This window comes from Burkholderia sp. Nafp2/4-1b (assembly GCF_003635165.1).
Lineage (GTDB): Bacteria > Pseudomonadota > Gammaproteobacteria > Burkholderiales > Burkholderiaceae > Burkholderia.
On the sequence record NZ_ML058616.1, the window covers coordinates 385,274 to 401,911 of the forward strand.

Genomic DNA, 16,638 nt, shown 5'->3' on the forward strand with positions numbered 1-16,638 from the left:
TACCGCGCTGCCGCGTTTCGCGTTATCGCATTACCGCGCGCAGAAATGAAACACCCCGCAGCGCGAAGCATGCGGGGTGGCTGGGTGGCACTCGCGCGCGGCAATGGCCGTGCGGCGGGCCCGGGATTGCCCGACGTTAGTCGAAGCGGCCGGTACGCGCCATCTCCATCAGGCGCGCAATGCGCTCCTCGGTCGCGGGGTGCGTCGAGAACAGGTTCTGCAGGCCCCCGCCGTGCAGCGGGTTCATGATCATCATCTGCGCGGTGGCCGGATGCGCTTCGGCCGCCTGGAACGGAATGCCGGCCGCATAGCGATGGATCTTGTCGAGCGCGGTGGCGAGCGACTGCGGATCGCCGGAAATCTGCGCGCCGCCGCGGTCGGCCTCGAATTCACGCGCCCGCGAAATCGCCATCTGGATCAGCGCGCCGGCGATCGGTGCGAGCAGCGCGACCGCGATCCCCGCGATCGGGTTGGCCGGACGGCCGTTTTCGTCACGCCCGCCGAAGAACATCGCGAAGTTCGCCAGCGCCGAGATCGCGCCGGCCATCGTCGCGGTGATCGTCGAGATCAGGATGTCGCGGTGCTTAACGTGCGCGAGCTCGTGCGCCATCACCCCGCGCATCTCGCGCTCGGACAGCACGCGCAGGATGCCCGTCGTCGCGGCGACCGCCGCGTGCTCGGGGTTGCGGCCCGTCGCGAACGCGTTCGGCGCGTCCTCGTTGATCAGGTAGACGCGCGGCATCGGCAGGTTCGCGCGCGTGGCGAGCTCGCGCACCATCCGGTAGAACTGCGGCGCCGTGCTCTCGTCGACTTCCTGCGCGTTGTACATGCGCAGCACCATCTTGTCGGAGAACCAGTACGAGAAGAAATTCATGGCGAGCGCGAACAGCAGCGCGATCGTCATGCCGCGCGACCCGCCGATCATCCCGCCGATCACGATGAACAGGGCCGTGATCGCGGCCATCAGCATCGCCGTTTTGACCCAATTGAACATACCCACTCCTTATCCGTCAGGGGACCCGCCGCACGTCACAGGCGCGGCGGAAAATTGTAAGCGATCTGTTAGATAAGGTCTCGCCGGAAAAATTCAATCTCAGCGTTGCGCCGCCGCGAGCCGCAGCCCGAGGCCGACGAACGCGCTGCCGACCGTGCGATCGAGCCACTTCTTGACGCCCGGCTTGCCGGAAAAGCGTTGCGTGACGCTGCCCGCGACCCACGCGACGATACAGGTCCAGATCGTGCTCATCACGACGAACACCGATCCGAGGGCCAGGAACGCCAGCGCCTTGCGCGGGCTGTCGGGCGACACGAACTGCGGGAAGAACGACACGAAGAACAGCACGACCTTCGGGTTCAGCACGTTGGTCCAGAAACCCTGCATGAACAACTGGCGCAGCGGCTTCGCGGCCGTGGCCCGCGCCGCCTCGCCACCCGCCGGCGCGGCGGCCTGCGTCGTGAGCAGCATGCGCACGCCGAGGTAGATCAGATAGGCGGCGCCGACCAGCTTGATCACCGTGAACGCGGCCGCCGACGCCGCGAGCAACGCGGTCAGCCCGAACGCGCACGCGAGCGCATGCACGCAGCAGCCGGCCGAGATGCCGAGCGCCGACATCAGCCCCGCGCCACGGCCCTGCGCGACGCTGCGGCCGACGATGTACGCCGTATCGGGGCCGGGCGTGACGTTCAGCAGAAAGACCGCGAGCACGAAGAAGCCGAAATCGGTGATGCCAAGCATGAGAACCTCGAAACCGGAAAGCGCAGGGAAATTCTACGCGCGCCTGCCGCGCCGCGCGACTCGGCCATTCGGCCGATTGCGCGCGGCCCGGATGCCGTGTCGAATGACGGTCAGGCCGCGTCGGGCAACGCGAAGCGCTGGCCCGCGGCGAGCGGCGAGCCGGCCAGGAATTCGCGCGCGGGCAGCCGCTTGCCGCCCGGCTTCTGCAGCTGCGTGACGCGCAGCGCGCCGCTGCCGCACGCGACCACTACGCCTTCCGGCGCGGCTTCGACGATCGTCCCGGGCGCCGCATCGCCGCGCGCCGCCACGGGCTCGGCCGCCCACAGCTTGATCGCCGCGCCGTCGAGCGTCGCGACGCCGCCGGGGAACGGGTCGAACGCGCGCACCTGGCGCGCGAGCACGTCGGCCGGCTTGCGCCAGTCGAGCGCCGCTTCGTGCTTGCCGATCTTTTCCGCATAGGTCACGCCGTCGGCCGGCTGCGCGATGGCCGGCAGCGTACCGTCGCGCTCGAGCCGCACCAGCGCGTCGACGATCAGCCGCGCGCCGTCGGCGGCCAGCCGGTCGTGCAGCGTCGCGGTCGTGTCGTCGGGCGCGATTGCAAGACGCGCTTCCTCGATCATCGCGCCGGTGTCGAGGCCGACGTCCATCTGCATCAGCGTGACGCCCGTCTCGGCGTCGCCGGCCTCGATCGCGCGGTGGATCGGCGCCGCGCCGCGCCAGCGCGGCAGCAGCGACGCATGGATGTTGATGCAGCCGGCGCGCGGAATGTCGAGCACTTCCTGCGGCAGCAGCAGGCCGTACGCGGCGACCACCATTACGTCGTGCGGGGTCGTGCGCAGCAGCTCGATCGCGTCGGCGGCCTCGGCCGGGTACTTGCCCGCGCGGCGCAGCGACGGCGGCTGCGCAACGGGCATCCCGTGCTCGACGGCATAGCGCTTCACGGCGCTCGCCTGCAGTTTCATCCCGCGCCCGGCGGGGCGATCGGGTTGGGTCAGCACGAGCGGAACCGGAAAACCGGCCTCGTGGATCGCGGCGAGTGCGGCCGCGGCGAATTCCGGCGTGCCGGCAAAAATCACGCGCAACGTATGGGTCATGAAAGCGTTCGAGAGGGCTTGGCGAACGCGCGTCACATCGCGCGTTCGAGTTTCTTCATCTTCGTCTTGATGCGGGTCTGCTTCAGCGGCGACAGGTATTCGACGAACACGCGCCCCATCAGGTGATCCATCTCGTGCTGCACGCACACGGCCAGCAGGCCCTCGCAATCGAGCTCGAAGGTCTCGCCGTGCTCGTTGAGCGCACGCACGCGGACGTGGTCAGGGCGCTCGACCTCGTCGTAGATCCCCGGCACCGAGAGACAACCCTCTTCGTAGATCTGCTTCTCGTCGCTCGACCAGATGATCTCCGGATTGATGAACGCGCGCAGCTCGTTCTTCTCCTCGGAGACGTCGATCACGATCACGCGCTCATGCACGTCGACCTGCGTCGCCGCCAGGCCGATGCCCGGCGCGGCGTACATGGTTTCGGCCATGTCTGCGACGAGCTTGCGGATCCGGTCGTCGACCTTGTCGACGGGCTTGGCGACCTTGTGCAGTCGCTTGTCGGGGTAATGAAGAATGTTCAGCAAAGCCATGGTGTTCGGTATTCGGTGGAGCGGCACGCCGCATCGGCCATCCGGCCGGCTGGCGCCATTGCCGGGATGCAATGAAGATGAGGCGGACACGCGGCATGTCAACGCCGCAGGTCATGCCTCCTGCAATCGGCCGGACGCCTTGGCGCGCGGCCCTGTCGAGTATTTCGGATGATGAAAATTTTATCATGGCGCCACGCGCTTCGCTGGCCGTCGCATTCGAGGGGCACCTCATGTCGCCGCAAGCGCTGACTCCCTCCGCGCTGCGCGCGTGGCTGCAGCTCGCCCACGCGCCGGGCCTTTCGCCCGCGGTGCTGCTCGCGCTGCTCGACGCATTCGGCTCGCCCGCGGCGCTGCTGCGCGCGTCCGACCAGGCGATCGGCGCGGCGAGCAGCGCTGCCGCCGCACGGGCGGTGCGCGCCAGCGAGCGGGACGACCTCGACGCGCGCACCGACGCCGCGCTCGCGTGGCTCGATGCGCCCGGCAACGCGATCGTCGCGCTCACCGATCCGTGCTATCCGCCACGGTTGCGCGACCTGCACGATCCGCCGCCGCTGCTATATGTAAAGGGCAGGCTCGAGTTGCTGCATACCCGTGCGCTCGCGGTGGTCGGCAGCCGTCACGCAACGCCGCAAGGGCTCGCCGACGCCACGCGTTTCGCGCAGGCGCTGTCCGACGCGGGGCTCGCGATCGTCTCCGGCCTCGCGCTCGGTATCGACGGCGCCGCGCATCGCGGCGGGCTCGACGGCCGCGCCGGCACGATCGCGGTGATCGCGACAGGTGCCGACCTCGTCTATCCGGCCCGGCACCGCCCGCTCGCGCACGAGATCGCCGCACGCGGCGCGATCGTGTCGGAATGGCCGCTCGGCACGCCCGCACGGGCGTCGCATTTCCCGCAGCGCAACCGGCTGATCGCCGCGCTAGCGCTCGGCGCGCTCGTCGTCGAAGCCGCGCCGCGCTCCGGCTCGCTGATCACCGCGCGGCTCGCGAACGAACTGGGCCGCGACGTGTTCGCGATGCCGGGCTCGATCCACGCGCCGCTCGCGCAGGGCTGCCACGCGCTGATCCGCGACGGCGCGAAGCTCACCGCGACGCCGCTCGACGTGCTCGAGGAATACGGGCTGGACGAGCCGGCGCGGCACGTCAGCCACGCCGCCGCCGCGGATCCGCGTTCATGCCCCGATAACGGTGACGCAGCCGGCACGACCGGCCAACGCCCGCGCGAGCACGTTGCGAAGGAGGATTTCGCCATTCCGGCAGCAGGCGAGGCCGCGCGAACCGAACGAGCGCCGCCCGACAGCCCGGCTGAACGATCCGTACTCGCCGCGCTGGGATACGGCCCCGTGACGTACGAGTGGCTCGCCGAGCACAGCGGCCTCGCCGACGACGTGCTGCACCGCGCGCTCCTCGCACTGGAACTGGCCGGCCGCGTCGCCAGCGTGCCCGGCGGGCGCTTCGCACGGCTCGACGTGTCGCCCGCCGCTGCCACCCCGCCCTCGTCCGGCGTGCTACATTCCCCCGCATAGGAGCGGCCGTGCCGCCGACGATATCCAAGGAATTCCATGCCCGCGCTGAATCTCGACACCGACGCCGATCGGATCGCCGAGCGCCTCGCCGATCCCGCCACGCTGCTGGTCGCCTGCCTGTGCGCCGACTGGTGCGGCACCTGCCGCGACTACCGGACGGCCTTCGACCAGCTCGCCGACGCCCATCCCGACGCCTGCTTCGCGTGGATCGACATCGAAACCCACGCCGACCGGCTCGACGATCTCGACGTCGAGAATTTCCCGACGATCCTGATCGAGGACGCGAACACCGCCCGCTTCTTCGGCACGGTGCTGCCGCACGCGGCGATCGTCGAGCGGATGCTGTCCGACCTGAGCGCGGTACCCGGCGCGCCGCACGCACCGAAATTGCGCAACATCCTGAACGTCGAGGCGTAACCGCGCACCGGCCGGGGCGGCCCGGGCGGCTTTTTGCGCCGTTGCGCGTGCCGCCGCGCCGGGCGCTTGCCGCCGCGACAGCCCCCCTCTATGATGGGCCGCTTTTTTGCACGCCGAGCCGCCGTCGCCGCCGCGTGTGCTATAAAGCCGTCGTTAAAGGGACCCACACCGGCGTACCCGGTCTACCAACACACACCTGTCATGTCCAAAGCTCTGATCATTGCGGAAAAGCCTTCTGTCGCGAACGACATCGCGCGCGCTTTGGGCGGCTTTACCAAGCATGACGAATACTTCGAAAGCGACGAATTCGTCCTGTCGTCGGCGGTCGGCCACCTGCTGGAAATCGCCGCCCCGGAAGAGTACGAGGTCAAGCGCGGGAAATGGAGCTTCGCTCATCTGCCCGTCATCCCCCCGCATTTCGACCTGAACCCGATCGCAAAAAGCGAATCGCGCCTCAAGGTGCTCACCAAGCTGATGAAGCGCAAGGACGTCGACCGCCTGATCAACGCATGTGACGCGGGGCGCGAAGGCGAGCTGATTTTCCGCCTGATCGCGCAGCACGCGAAGGCGAAACAGCCGGTCCAGCGGCTGTGGCTGCAATCGATGACGCCGCAGGCGATCCGCGACGGTTTCGCGAACCTGCGCAGCGACGCGGACATGCAGCCGCTCGCCGACGCCGCCCGCTGCCGCTCGGAAGCCGACTGGCTCGTCGGGATCAACGGCACGCGCGCGATGACCGCGTTCAACAGCAAGGGCGGCGGCTTCTTCCTGACGACCGTCGGGCGTGTTCAGACGCCAACGCTGTCGATCGTCGTCGAACGCGAAGAGAAAATCCGCCGCTTCATCCCGCGCGACTACTGGGAGGTGAAGGCCGAATTCGCATGCGCGGGCGGCTTCTACGAAGGCCGGTGGTACGACCCGAAATTCAAGCGCGACGAATTCGATCCGGAAAAGCGCGACTCGCGCCTCTGGAGCCTGCCGGCCGCCGAAACGATCGTCGCGGCCTGCCGCGACCAGGTCGGCACGGTGTCCGAGGAATCGAAGCCGTCGACGCAACTGTCGCCGCTGCTGTTCGACCTGACCAGCCTGCAGCGCGAGGCGAACGGCCGCTTCGGCTTCTCCGCGAAGAACACGCTCGGCCTCGCCCAGGCGCTGTATGAAAAGCACAAGGTGCTGACCTACCCGCGTACCGACGCGCGGGCGCTGCCGGAAGACTATCTGTCGACGGTCGAGTCCACGCTCGAGATGCTCAAGGAGAGCAACAACTATCTGCCGCATGCGAAGCAGGTGCTCGACAAGGGCTGGGTGAAGCCGAACAAGCGGATCTTCGACAACTCGAAGATCAGCGACCACTTTGCAATCATCCCGACGCTGCAGGCGCCGAAATCGCTGTCCGAGCCGGAGCAGAAGCTGTACGACCTGGTCGTGAAGCGTTTCCTCGCGGTGTTCTTCCCGGCGGCCGAATTCCGCGTCACGACGCGGATCACCGAAGTCGCCGGCCATCACTTCAAGACCGAAGGCAAGGTGCTCGTCGAGCCGGGCTGGCTGCAGGTGTACGGCCGCGACGCCGAAGGCGCGGATGCGAACCTCGTGCCGGTGCAGAAGGACGAGAAGGTGAAGACGGACGAGATCGCCGCCGTCGCGCTGGTGACGAAGCCGCCCGCACGCTACTCGGAAGCGACGCTGCTGTCCGCGATGGAAGGCGCGGGCAAGCTCGTCGAGGACGACGAGCTGCGCGAGGCGATGGCCGCGAAGGGGCTCGGCACGCCGGCCACGCGCGCGGCGATCATCGAAGGCCTGCTCGGCGAGAAGTATCTCGTGCGCGAAGGCCGCGAGCTGATCCCGACCGCGAAGGCATTCCAGCTGATGACGCTGCTGCGCGGGCTCGGCGTGAAGGAACTGACCGCGCCCGAACTCACCGGCGAATGGGAGTACAAGCTGTCGCAGATGGAGCGCGGCAACCTCGGGCGCGACGCGTTCATGCAGGAAATCGCCCGCATGACGCAGCAGATCGTCAAGCGCGCGAAGGAATACGATTCCGACACGATCCCCGGCGATTACGCGACGCTCGAGACGCCGTGCCCGAACTGCGGCGGCCAGGTGAAGGAAAACTACCGCCGCTTCGCGTGCACGAAGTGCGAGTTCTCCATTTCGAAGATCCCGGGCAGCCGGCAGTTCGAGATCGCGGAAGTCGAGGAATTGCTGCGGGAGAAAACCATCGGCCCGCTGTCCGGTTTCCGCAGCAAGATGGGCCGCCCGTTCTCGGCGATCCTGAAGCTGTCGTTCGACGACGAAACGAAGAACTACAAGCTCGAGTTCGACTTCGGCCAGGACCAGGGCGGCGAGGAAGGCGAAGCGCCCGACTTCTCCGCGCAGGAACCGGTCGGCGCGTGCCCGAAGTGCAATGGCCGCGTGTTCGAGCACGGGATGAGCTACGTGTGCGAGCACTCGGTCGCGAATCCGAAGACCTGCGACTTCCGCTCGGGCAAGGTGATCCTGCAGCAGGAAATCACGCGCGAGCAAATGGCCAAGCTGCTCGCCGACGGCCGCACGGATCTGCTGCCCGGCTTCAAGTCGTCGCGCACGGGCCGCAACTTCAAGGCGTTCCTCGTGAAGCAGCCGGACGGCAAGATCGGCTTCGAGTTCGAGAAGAAGGAGCCGAAGGCCGCGGCCGCGAAGAAGACGGCGAAATCGGCGACGAAGGATGCCGAAACCGTGACGGAAGGCGCCGACGAGAAGCCGGCACCGGCGCGCAAGACGGCCGCTCGCAAGACGACGGCGCGCAAGACGGGCTCGTAACGCGCCCAGCGCCGGGGTGCTCCCCGGCGCTCCCTGTCACGGCCTACGCTGGCCGAACGGCAATAAAAAACGCGGATCGATCACTCGATCCGCGTTTTTATTTGTGCCGACGCGATTGGCGCGCGGCCGCCGCGCCGTTACAGCGGCGACGGCACCGCGACGCGCGGGCGCGCCGAACGGGCGAGGCGCGGCTGCAGGTTCGGGTCGCTCGATTCGGGCGTCTCGGCCCGCATTTCGACGCCGAGCGGCGCAGGCGCCGCCCCCTGTGCGACCCACTGTTCGCCGATCATCGCGTCGGTCGAGTGGCTGAAATACTCGACGAGGTGATCGATGAACGTGCGCACCTTCGCGGGCAAATGGCGCCGGCTCGGGTATGCGATGTTGATCTCCACCTGCGGCAGCCGGAAATCCGGCAGCAGGCGCACCAGCGCGCCGCGCGCGATGTCGCTGCCGATCAGGTAGCTCGGCAGGATCGCAACGCCCATCCCGAGCAGCGCGAACTGGCGCAGCATCGCGGTGTTGTTCGCGACGATCACGTTGGTCGGGCGCACGCGCACTTCGCCGTCCGGCCCCGTGAACACGCGCTCGTCGCCCCAGTATTCGGTCGGCAGGCTCAGTGCCGGGTGCTCGGCGAGCTGTTCCGGGTGGGTCGGCACGCCGTGCTTTTCCAGATAGCTCGGCGTCGCGCACACGGTCATGCAGCCCGTGGTCAGGCGCCGCGTGACGATGCTTGCGCTGCGCATCTGGCGCGTGACGACGATACCGACGTCGAAACCTTCCTCGACGAGATCGACCTGGCGATCAACCAGCGTCAGATCCGGCACCACTTTCGGGAAATTCTCCGTGTACGACTGCAGGACGGGAGCAAGGTTGTGCAGGCCGAACACGACGGGCGCGACGATGCGCAACGTGCCGACCGGCTCGTGATTGCGCGCCACCACCATCTGTTCGACATCCTCGAGCTCATCGAGAATCTGGCGCGCCCGCTCCAGATAGACCTGGCCCGACTCCGTCAGCGAAAGGCTGCGCGTGGTGCGGTTCAGCAACCGCGTGCCCAGCCGGCCTTCCAGGTCGGCGACGTGACGCGTCGCGACCGCGTTGGAGATATCCATTGCACTCGCGGCCCGCGCAAAACTGCCGAGATCTGCAACCTTGACGAACACGCGCATCGACTGCAAATGATCCATAACGACTCCTGCCGCTGTTACAACTTCAAAAAGATGAAGCAAATGCGTAATTCTCCTACGACAGCGGAAATGATGCAGAGTTGCTCAACAACGTAGGTGTTAGCGATAAAAATAGTCAAAAATCCTCACCCATCGCGAAGGGATGATCCAATTATTCTGATTGAAGCAACAATTGGGTGAACCTGGTCGCGTTAACGGTCGAATCAGAAAGGACCTGTTTGATGCGACACAACAGCGCAGCCCGCCGCATCGGCCGGAAGCGGCGCCGGATCAGGCCGGCGCCGATTGCGGCGGAGCGTAACAACCTGTTAAAAAGACACCACGACGGAGCCCGGCGTAGCATCATGTCGGCCCCGGCCGGGCGGGACGGTGCGCGACCTGCGCCGCCGCCCCTGCCGCTTTCAACGCGCGACTCCTGCTGACCATGAAAATTGCCATCCTCGACGACTACCAGGACGCCGTCCGCAAGCTGAACTGCTTCGAGATGCTCGCCGAGCACGACGTGAAGGTCTTCAACAACACGGTGCGTGGCCTGGGGCAACTCGCGAGCCGTCTCGCGGAAGTCGAGGCGCTCGTGCTGATTCGCGAGCGCACGCCGATTTCGTCGCAACTGCTCGCCAAGCTGCCGAACCTGCGCATGATCAGCCAGACCGGCCGCATCTCGACCCACATCGACCTCGAAGCGTGTACCGACCGCGGCATCGCGGTGCTCGAAGGCACCGGCTCGCCGGTCGCGCCGGCCGAACTGACCTGGGCGCTCGTGATGGCCGCCCAGCGCCGCATTCCGCAGTACGTCGCGAACCTGAAGCAGGGTGCATGGCAGCAGTCGGGCCTGAAGACGTCGGCACTGCCGCCGAACTTCGGCCTCGGCCAGGTGCTGCGCGGCCAGACGCTCGGCATCTGGGGCTACGGCAAGATCGGCCGGCTGGTCGCCGGCTACGGCAAGGCGTTCGGGATGAACGTGCTGATCTGGGGCCGCGAGCATTCGCTCGAGGCCGCGCGCGCCGACGGCTACACGGCCGCCGAGAGCCGCGAAGCCCTGTTCGAGCAGAGCGACGTGCTGTCGCTGCACCTGCGCATGCACGACGACACGCGCGGGATCGTCAAGCAGGAAGACCTGATGCGGATGAAGCCGACGTCGCTGCTCGTCAACACGAGCCGCGCCGAGCTGCTCGAGGAAAACGCGCTCGTCAACGCGCTGTCGCACAACCGCCCGGGGATGGTCGCGATCGACGTGTTCGAGAGCGAGCCGATCCTGCAGGGCTACAGCCTGCTGCGGATGGAAAACGTGATCTGCACGCCGCACATCGGCTATGTCGAGCGCGAAAGCTACGAGCTGTATTTCAGCGCGGCGTTCAGGAACATCCTCGCATTCGACCAGGGCGACATGTCGAGCGTCGTCAATCCGGAAGCGCTGACGCCGCGCCGCGTGCGCTGACCGGAGTCGACCCGAGTCGACCGGCGCGGGCCACGCTCGCCGCGGCCCGTCCGCCGGCTGGCGCCGCCCCTCTTCAGGCGACCACGCGGCCGCCCGTCAGCGCATCGACGCGCGTGAGGAAATGCTCGCCGTCGCGCCGTCCGAGATCGTACGCATGCCGCATCTGCGACGGACTCGTGTAATCCCAACTGGAAATCGGCACCTTGCTCGACGGCTGTACATAGAGCCGCCGCTGGTCGCCGTGCGCGACCGTGAACATCTGCGGGCGCGGATACAGCCGCGTGACGAGCACCAGCACGTCGCCCGGCGACGCGTCGAGCGCATCGACCGGCACGTTGTCGACCATCCCGCCATCGAGTACCGGCCGGCCGTCGCGCCGCAGCACCGGCGTGAACGGCGGCGTGCACGACGATTGCAGGATCAGGTCGGCGAGTTCGTCGACGCTCGTGCAGGCCTGCGCGCGCACGAACTCGGGGCGAAAGCCGAGCGACCGCCCGAGCGTCGGATGCAGCGTCTTGCGCAGGTACTTTTCGATGTTGTACGCGACGAGGCCCGCCGCGACCGCGCTGCGCGCACCGAGCCAGCGCGGCACGTGCGACACGCCGATGCGGATCTCCGGCGCGTCGGCGAGCTGCGCGAACGGCTCACCGTAGATGTCGAGCAGCGCCTGCCGGTAGATCCGGTAATGCGGAAACACGGGCTCGCGCCCGAACAGGTTGCCCCAGTACGCGTTCTTGCGGTTGTGGCGCAGCGCTTCTTCGTAATAGCGCATCACCCACGCGGCGTCGCGCGTGTACAGCATGCAGGCGGTCGCCGCGCCGGCCGAGATGCCGGCGATCACGCGCGGACGCAGCGCGAGCGCCGGGCGCGCGACGTCCCAGAAGCCGGCCTGCCACCAGCAGCGATTGCCGCCGCCCGCGAACACGATCTGGTCGAACATCGCGCCGCTCAGCTGACGAGCGCGTAGGTCGACGTCGCGTGCACGGCCATCTTGCCGTCCTCGTCGAACAGCTCGACTTCGCCGAATACCAGGTTGCGGCCCATGCGCAGCACGCGCGCGGTGACGAGCACGTCGCCCTTGCGCACCGGCCGCATGAAGTTCGTGTTCAGCGACACGGTCGTCATCGGCTTGAATTCGCCAAGCGCAACCGAGATCGCGACCACCATCGCGGTGTCGGCGGCGGCCGTGAATACCTGGCCGCAGATGATGCCGCCCGAGTGACGGAATTCGCCGGAGAACGGCAGGCGCATCGTGACGCTGTCGTCGCCGATCGATACGGGGACCAGACCCAGCGAGCGGACCCACGGGGCCAGCAGGCGATCCAGCAATTCGCGGACTGCGTTTTCGTCCATCTTCGAATGCCCAGAAAGCGTTGCGCGACCGCCGCGCAACAGGTGGACGTCATCATACCGGGAGCGGGCCAACTGCGATGGCTCGTTACCGCGTCGACAGCCGCCGTTGCCCCGACGAAATATTTTGAGGAAATTTCGAGAAAGGACTTGCCAAGACCGAAATACCCATGCATAATCTTTCTTCTGTTGGGGGCGTTAGCTCAGTTGGTAGAGCAGCGGACTCTTAATCCGTAGGTCGAGTGTTCGAGTCACTCACGCCCCACCAGGAATTCCAAAGGCCGGTCAGCGCAAGCTGACCGGCCTTTTTCCATTTGCGGCCGCTTCCGGCCATTTCCGGCGCCGCCCGGCTTCTCCCCGTCTCCCTCGCGACAGGCCATCACATTGATGCCTTGCCGATGCGCTTTCCGCTAGAATCGTCCGATAAATAATCACACGACCGGCAGGCGAACGCCGAATATCGCCACCGGCACTGAGAGAACATGGGACGTCAGACATGGAAGCATGTGAACGAGACGCAACCATTGAGAGGGTATCGTCACGCCAATATCGGCGCGCACGTCGCGTCGCGCCCTCACCCCGATCGCATCCGGATCCGTCGCACGACGCGCACTGCGGATCCGGTCATGCAGCGTAAGGACGCCCTCGTCGTATTCGCGCTCGGCATCGCGCTGCTCGTCGTGGCCGCCGCGCTCGCCGTCACCGCGAGCCGCGCGGCCGGCCATCTGGTCCGCACGCCGGGCACGGTCGTGCGCATCGTGCAGGACAGTGACGCGATGCGCGCCTATCGCCCGATCGTCGCTTATCTCGCGAACGACGGCCGGCGCCGCGAGGTCGCCGGCAATACCGCATCGACGGTCCCGGCGTACGACATCGGCGAAAGCGTCGATGTGCTGGTCGATCCGGACCATCCGGGCCGCCCCGCGCTGATCGACGATTTTGCGCAACGCTGGTTTCCCGTCGCGGTGCCGGCATTGCTCGCGGTCGCGTCGCTTGCGATGGGCAGCCTGCTGGTCGCGAACGAGCGCCGCAGCCGGCACGTCGACACGCTTTCCACACGGGCCGCGCGCAAGACGACCCGGCGCCGCTGGAACATCGCGATGGTGCTGATTCCGATCGCGATCGGCACCGGCTTCCTCGCCGGCGCAGGTGCGGCAGGACTGCGTCAGTGGCAGGTCGCCCGCCACTACGCGCACTCGACCGGCCATGTCGTCGAGATCGCCGAAACCGCCCAGTCGCCCAGCGCGCGCTCGCCGCTCTATTCGGCGATCGTCGCGTTCACGACCGACAGCGGCCGCCCGGTCACGTTCGCGCAAGGCTCGGCATCGTCGCGCCCTACGCTCTACGAAGGCGAAATCGTCAACGTGCTGTACGACCCCGTCACGCCCGAACGCGCGGTCATCGACCAGTTCTGGGATCGCTGGGCGCTCACGGCAATCCTGTTCGCGATCGGCACGCCGTTCCTCGTCGCCGGGCTGTTCGTCGCCGGCACCCTGTGGCCCGAGCATCGGCCGCTGGAAATCGCCGAATGACGCGCACCGCGTCGAGCCATCGACGCCGCGGCGCACACGTCATCGCTCCCTGAACGCCTCCACCTTCGCGCGGTTGCCGCACGTGCGCATGTCGCACCAGCGTCGCCCGACGCCGCGGCCGCGGTCGACGAAGAACCACGTACAGCGGCCGCACTGCCGCACACGCGCGAAATCGTCGCTGCGCAGCAGATGCTCGAACCCGAGCGCCGCCGCATCGACCCAACGCGACGCCGCGCGCGCGTCCGGCCGCCACGCGAAACGGCCATCGACCGCGTCAAACGTGCTGCGCCCGATCGCCGCGCGAATCGCCTCCGCGAGCCGGTTCGCCGCTCGCGCGCCGGCGCTGCCGCCTTCGCCGCCTTCGCCGTTTCCGGCCGTCAAATGTGCGAGCGCGGCATACGCGTCCTCGCGAAAGCCGTGCAGCGCGGCGAGTTCGCCTGCGCCGTCCTGCCGCGACTGACGCAGAAACCGCGTCAGATCGGCCTCCGCCAGCAAGCCCGACTGCGCGGCCCACGCACGCACGGCCGGCCAGTCGACGAGCTTGTCGTCGTCGCGCGTCTTGCCCGTGTCGGCCACCGTGTTCAGGAAGTCGAGCGCTGGATGGCCGCCGACGAAATCGGCCGCGCTCCACGCGTGCGCCGCTCGCGCAGGCTCATGTCGAGTAACCATTTATTTCCACCTATCGGTTTCATATCCGGACAAACCGGCGTAACCTGTTAACAACCATAACAGGTTATCACGGAGGAACCGATGCTCGATCTCGCCCATCGCTTCACTTTCGAAGGTCACCGGATCGCCTGGGGTGTGCTCGGTGAAGGGCCGCCGCTCGTGCTCGTGCACGGCACGCCGTTTTCGTCGCAGGTGTGGCGCCGGATCGCGCCGTGGCTCGCGCGGCGTCATCGCGTGTTCTTCTACGACCTGCTCGGTTACGGCCAGTCGGACATGCCCGACGCGGATGTCTCGCTCGGCCGGCAGAACGTGCTGTTCGGCGCGCTGCTCGACGAATGGAACCTTTCACGCCCGCGCGTGCTCGCGCACGACTACGGCGGCGCAACCGTGCTGCGCGCGCATTTCCTCGACGGCATCGCGTATTCGGACCTGACGCTCGTGAACCCGGTCGCGATCGCACCACAAGGCTCGCCGTTCGTGCGGCACGTCGCGCAGCACGAAGCGGCGTTCACCGGGTTGCCCGCGTATGCGCACCACGCGCTCGTGTCGGCCTATATCGGCAATGCGGTCGCGCGGCCACTGAGCGACGATGCGCTAGCGATCTACCGTGCTCCGTGGCTCACGCCGGCCGGGCAGTCGGCGTTCTATCGGCAGATCGCGCAGATGCGCCAGCGCTACATCGAGGAAGCCGAGGCCCGCTATGCGCGGCCCGACTTTCCGGTGCGCATCGTCTGGGGCGAGGACGATGCGTGGATTCCGCTCGAACAAGGGCAGGCGCTCGCGGATCGCATCGCAGGCGGCCAGTTGATCCGCGTGCCGCGCGCGGGCCATCTCGTCCAGGAAGATGCGCCGGAAGCGATCGTCGCCGCCGTGCTCGACGCGCACGCGCAGCGCTGAGCGCGCCGGCATCGCGTCGTGTCGTCAGAACGCCGGCACGCCCTGCGCGAGCGTGGCGACGAACTTCGCGGTGCGCGGGTCGCGCGGTCGCCCGAACAGTTCGCGCGATGCGCCGGCCTCGACGACCCGCCCTTCCGCGAGAAACACCGCATCGTGCGCGACCGACGCGGCGAGGCGGAGGTCGTGCGTGGCCATCAGCATCGTCGTGCCTTCCCGAGCGAGCTGGCGCAGCACTTCGACGACTTCGACCGACAACTCGGGATCGAGCGCCGACGTCGGCTCGTCGCACAACAACACCTGCGGCGACGGCGCGAGCGCACGCGCAATGGCGACGCGCTGCTGCTGGCCACCCGACAGCGTCGCCGGCCATGCGTCGGCCTTGTCGGCGATGCCGACCTTGTCCAGCAACGCGAGGGCCCGTTCACGCGCTTGCTCGCGCGGCCAGCGCTGCACGGTCACGAGCCCTTCCATCACGTTCTGCACGACGGTGAGGTGCGGGAACAGCTGGAAGTTCTGGAACACCATGCCGGTCTGCCGGCGCACCGCGAACACGGCATCGCGCGACGGCCGCTGCCCGGCTGCAAAGTCGATACGCGCGTCGCCGACCGTCAGCGTGCCCGTCTCCGGCACTTCGAGCAGATTCACGCAGCGCAGCAGCGTGCTCTTGCCGCTGCCCGACGGCCCGATCAACGCGGTCACGCTGCCCGGCTGCAAGGCGAGATCGATTCCGCTCAGCACGCGGTGCGCGCCGAACGACTTGTCGATGCGTTCGAGACGAATCATCGCAACTCCGCATGGAACAGCGCGTGCCGGCCGAAGCGAAGCTCGAGCCGACGTTGCAGCGATGAGAGCACCGAACTGAACAGCAGATAGATCAGCGCGGCTTCGGTATAGAGGATCAACGGCTCGTAGGTAACGGCCGCGATGCGCTGCGCGGCCTGGAAGATCTCGGGCACGGTCAGCACGGCCGCGAGCGACGTGTCCTTCACGAGCGAGATGAACGAGTTCGACAGCGCGGGCAGCGCGACGCGCGTGGCCTGCGGCAGGATCGCGCGGCGCAGCGCCTGCGCGCGCGTCATCGCCATCGAGTACGCAGCTTCCCACTGCCCTTTCGGGATCGATTCGATCACGCCGCGGATCACCTCGGCGTTGTACGCGCCGACGTTCAGCGAGAAACCGATCACGGCGGCGGTCAGCGGATCGAGCACGATGCCGACGTTCGGCAACCCGTAGAAGATCACGAACAGCTGCACGAGCAGCGGCGAGCCGCGAAACAGCCAGATGTAGAAACGCACACCGGCCTGCGCCCAGCGCGGCCCGAACAGGCGCGTGAGCGCCGCGCCGAACGCGAGCAAGAGGCCGATCGCGAACGACGCGAGCGTGAGCGGAACCGTGAACACGAGCCCCGCCACCAGCAGGGGCCGCAGCGATTCCGCCATCAGTTGAAGCCAGGGCGGCATC

At 67.6% G+C, this 16,638-nt stretch carries 16 protein-coding genes and 1 tRNA gene; 7 read left to right on the forward strand and 10 right to left on the reverse strand.

What is annotated here, in order from left to right:
- Positions 1-136: 136 nt before the first annotated feature.
- The 4 genes from htpX to def all read right to left on the reverse strand — a co-directional run bounded on the left by htpX (position 137) and on the right by def (position 3,365).
- Positions 137-994 carry a zinc metalloprotease HtpX gene (htpX, locus tag C7H84_RS25035; RefSeq protein WP_121861268.1) on the reverse strand — a complete coding sequence of 286 codons (858 nt, stop codon included), beginning with the start codon at positions 992-994 and terminating at the stop codon, positions 137-139.
- Positions 995-1,093: 99 nt separating this feature from the next.
- Positions 1,094-1,735: a LysE family translocator gene (locus C7H84_RS25040; protein ID WP_121861269.1), complete on the reverse strand. Its 642-nt coding sequence runs from the start codon at positions 1,733-1,735 to the stop codon at positions 1,094-1,096.
- 110 nt (positions 1,736-1,845) lie between these two features.
- A complete protein-coding gene (gene fmt, locus C7H84_RS25045) occupies positions 1,846-2,829 on the reverse strand; it encodes a methionyl-tRNA formyltransferase (RefSeq protein WP_121861270.1) in 984 nt (327 codons plus the stop codon).
- Positions 2,830-2,861: 32 nt separating this feature from the next.
- Positions 2,862-3,365, reverse strand: a complete 504-nt coding sequence (def, locus tag C7H84_RS25050) for a peptide deformylase (protein WP_121861271.1) — start codon at positions 3,363-3,365, stop codon at positions 2,862-2,864.
- Between the two features lie 185 nt (positions 3,366-3,550).
- Between def and dprA the strand changes: the two genes are divergently transcribed.
- From dprA to C7H84_RS25065, 3 genes are all read left to right on the forward strand, one after another.
- Positions 3,551-4,888 (forward strand): DNA-processing protein DprA, encoded by a 1,338-nt coding sequence (dprA, locus tag C7H84_RS25055; protein ID WP_240462089.1) that lies wholly within the window; start codon positions 3,551-3,553, stop codon positions 4,886-4,888.
- Between the two features lie 36 nt (positions 4,889-4,924).
- A complete protein-coding gene (locus tag C7H84_RS25060) occupies positions 4,925-5,305 on the forward strand; it encodes a thioredoxin family protein (RefSeq protein WP_121861273.1) in 381 nt (126 codons plus the stop codon).
- A 201-nt stretch (positions 5,306-5,506) separates the two neighbouring features.
- The gene (locus tag C7H84_RS25065) at positions 5,507-8,104 is read left to right on the forward strand and encodes a DNA topoisomerase III (RefSeq protein ID WP_121861274.1); all 2,598 of its coding nucleotides are present in this window, start codon (positions 5,507-5,509) and stop codon (positions 8,102-8,104) included.
- Positions 8,105-8,241: 137 nt separating this feature from the next.
- Here C7H84_RS25065 and C7H84_RS25070 read toward each other — a convergent pair whose 3' ends face one another.
- Entirely contained in the window at positions 8,242-9,291 is a 1,050-nt protein-coding gene (locus C7H84_RS25070) for a LysR family transcriptional regulator (protein ID WP_121861275.1), read from the reverse strand.
- Between the two features lie 424 nt (positions 9,292-9,715).
- Here C7H84_RS25070 and C7H84_RS25075 point away from each other — a divergent pair, with 424 nt between their 5' ends.
- Positions 9,716-10,729 carry a D-2-hydroxyacid dehydrogenase family protein gene (locus C7H84_RS25075; RefSeq protein ID WP_121861276.1) on the forward strand — a complete coding sequence of 338 codons (1,014 nt, stop codon included), beginning with the start codon at positions 9,716-9,718 and terminating at the stop codon, positions 10,727-10,729.
- Positions 10,730-10,802: 73 nt separating this feature from the next.
- Here C7H84_RS25075 and C7H84_RS25080 read toward each other — a convergent pair whose 3' ends face one another.
- A complete protein-coding gene (locus tag C7H84_RS25080; protein WP_121861277.1) occupies positions 10,803-11,669 on the reverse strand; it encodes a patatin-like phospholipase family protein in 867 nt (288 codons plus the stop codon).
- Between the two features lie 8 nt (positions 11,670-11,677).
- A complete protein-coding gene (locus tag C7H84_RS25085; protein ID WP_121861278.1) occupies positions 11,678-12,082 on the reverse strand; it encodes a PaaI family thioesterase in 405 nt (134 codons plus the stop codon).
- A gap of 189 nt (positions 12,083-12,271) precedes the next feature.
- Between C7H84_RS25085 and C7H84_RS25090 the strand changes: the two genes are divergently transcribed.
- Together C7H84_RS25090 and C7H84_RS25095 are read left to right on the forward strand one after the other, a co-directional pair.
- Positions 12,272-12,347, forward strand: a tRNA-Lys gene (locus C7H84_RS25090).
- Between the two features lie 214 nt (positions 12,348-12,561).
- Complete coding sequence (locus tag C7H84_RS25095) at positions 12,562-13,611, forward strand: DUF3592 domain-containing protein (RefSeq protein ID WP_121861279.1); 1,050 nt, start codon at positions 12,562-12,564, stop codon at positions 13,609-13,611.
- A gap of 39 nt (positions 13,612-13,650) precedes the next feature.
- Here the strand turns inward: C7H84_RS25095 and C7H84_RS25100 are convergent, their stop codons facing one another.
- Positions 13,651-14,280: a CGNR zinc finger domain-containing protein gene (locus C7H84_RS25100; protein WP_121861280.1), complete on the reverse strand. Its 630-nt coding sequence runs from the start codon at positions 14,278-14,280 to the stop codon at positions 13,651-13,653.
- Between the two features lie 81 nt (positions 14,281-14,361).
- Between C7H84_RS25100 and C7H84_RS25105 the strand changes: the two genes are divergently transcribed.
- Entirely contained in the window at positions 14,362-15,177 is an 816-nt protein-coding gene (locus C7H84_RS25105; RefSeq protein WP_121861281.1) for an alpha/beta fold hydrolase, read from the forward strand.
- 24 nt (positions 15,178-15,201) lie between these two features.
- Here the strand turns inward: C7H84_RS25105 and C7H84_RS25110 are convergent, their stop codons facing one another.
- Together C7H84_RS25110 and C7H84_RS25115 are read right to left on the reverse strand one after the other, a co-directional pair.
- Complete coding sequence (locus C7H84_RS25110; RefSeq protein ID WP_121861282.1) at positions 15,202-15,960, reverse strand: amino acid ABC transporter ATP-binding protein; 759 nt, start codon at positions 15,958-15,960, stop codon at positions 15,202-15,204.
- On the reverse strand, positions 15,957-16,637 hold the full coding sequence (locus C7H84_RS25115; RefSeq protein WP_121861283.1) for an amino acid ABC transporter permease: 681 nt from the start codon (positions 16,635-16,637) through the stop codon (positions 15,957-15,959). The genes C7H84_RS25110 and C7H84_RS25115 overlap by 4 nt, the downstream gene beginning before the upstream one ends.
- Between the last annotated feature and the right edge of the window lies 1 nt (position 16,638).

Coding starts and splice junctions, on each gene's coding strand:
- htpX (WP_121861268.1), bottom strand. CDS start 994: ATGTTCAATTGGGTCAAAACGGCGATGCTGATGGCCGCGATCACGGCC.
- C7H84_RS25040 (WP_121861269.1), bottom strand. CDS start 1,735: ATGCTTGGCATCACCGATTTCGGCTTCTTCGTGCTCGCGGTCTTTCTG.
- fmt (WP_121861270.1), bottom strand. CDS start 2,829: ATGACCCATACGTTGCGCGTGATTTTTGCCGGCACGCCGGAATTCGCC.
- def (WP_121861271.1), bottom strand. CDS start 3,365: ATGGCTTTGCTGAACATTCTTCATTACCCCGACAAGCGACTGCACAAG.
- dprA (WP_240462089.1), top strand. CDS start 3,551: ATGGCGCCACGCGCTTCGCTGGCCGTCGCATTCGAGGGGCACCTCATG.
- C7H84_RS25060 (WP_121861273.1), top strand. CDS start 4,925: ATGCCCGCGCTGAATCTCGACACCGACGCCGATCGGATCGCCGAGCGC.
- C7H84_RS25065 (WP_121861274.1), top strand. CDS start 5,507: ATGTCCAAAGCTCTGATCATTGCGGAAAAGCCTTCTGTCGCGAACGAC.
- C7H84_RS25070 (WP_121861275.1), bottom strand. CDS start 9,291: ATGGATCATTTGCAGTCGATGCGCGTGTTCGTCAAGGTTGCAGATCTC.
- C7H84_RS25075 (WP_121861276.1), top strand. CDS start 9,716: ATGAAAATTGCCATCCTCGACGACTACCAGGACGCCGTCCGCAAGCTG.
- C7H84_RS25080 (WP_121861277.1), bottom strand. CDS start 11,669: ATGTTCGACCAGATCGTGTTCGCGGGCGGCGGCAATCGCTGCTGGTGG.
- C7H84_RS25085 (WP_121861278.1), bottom strand. CDS start 12,082: ATGGACGAAAACGCAGTCCGCGAATTGCTGGATCGCCTGCTGGCCCCG.
- C7H84_RS25095 (WP_121861279.1), top strand. CDS start 12,562: ATGGGACGTCAGACATGGAAGCATGTGAACGAGACGCAACCATTGAGA.
- C7H84_RS25100 (WP_121861280.1), bottom strand. CDS start 14,280: ATGGTTACTCGACATGAGCCTGCGCGAGCGGCGCACGCGTGGAGCGCG.
- C7H84_RS25105 (WP_121861281.1), top strand. CDS start 14,362: ATGCTCGATCTCGCCCATCGCTTCACTTTCGAAGGTCACCGGATCGCC.
- C7H84_RS25110 (WP_121861282.1), bottom strand. CDS start 15,960: ATGATTCGTCTCGAACGCATCGACAAGTCGTTCGGCGCGCACCGCGTG.
- C7H84_RS25115 (WP_121861283.1), bottom strand. CDS start 16,637: ATGCCGCCCTGGCTTCAACTGATGGCGGAATCGCTGCGGCCCCTGCTG.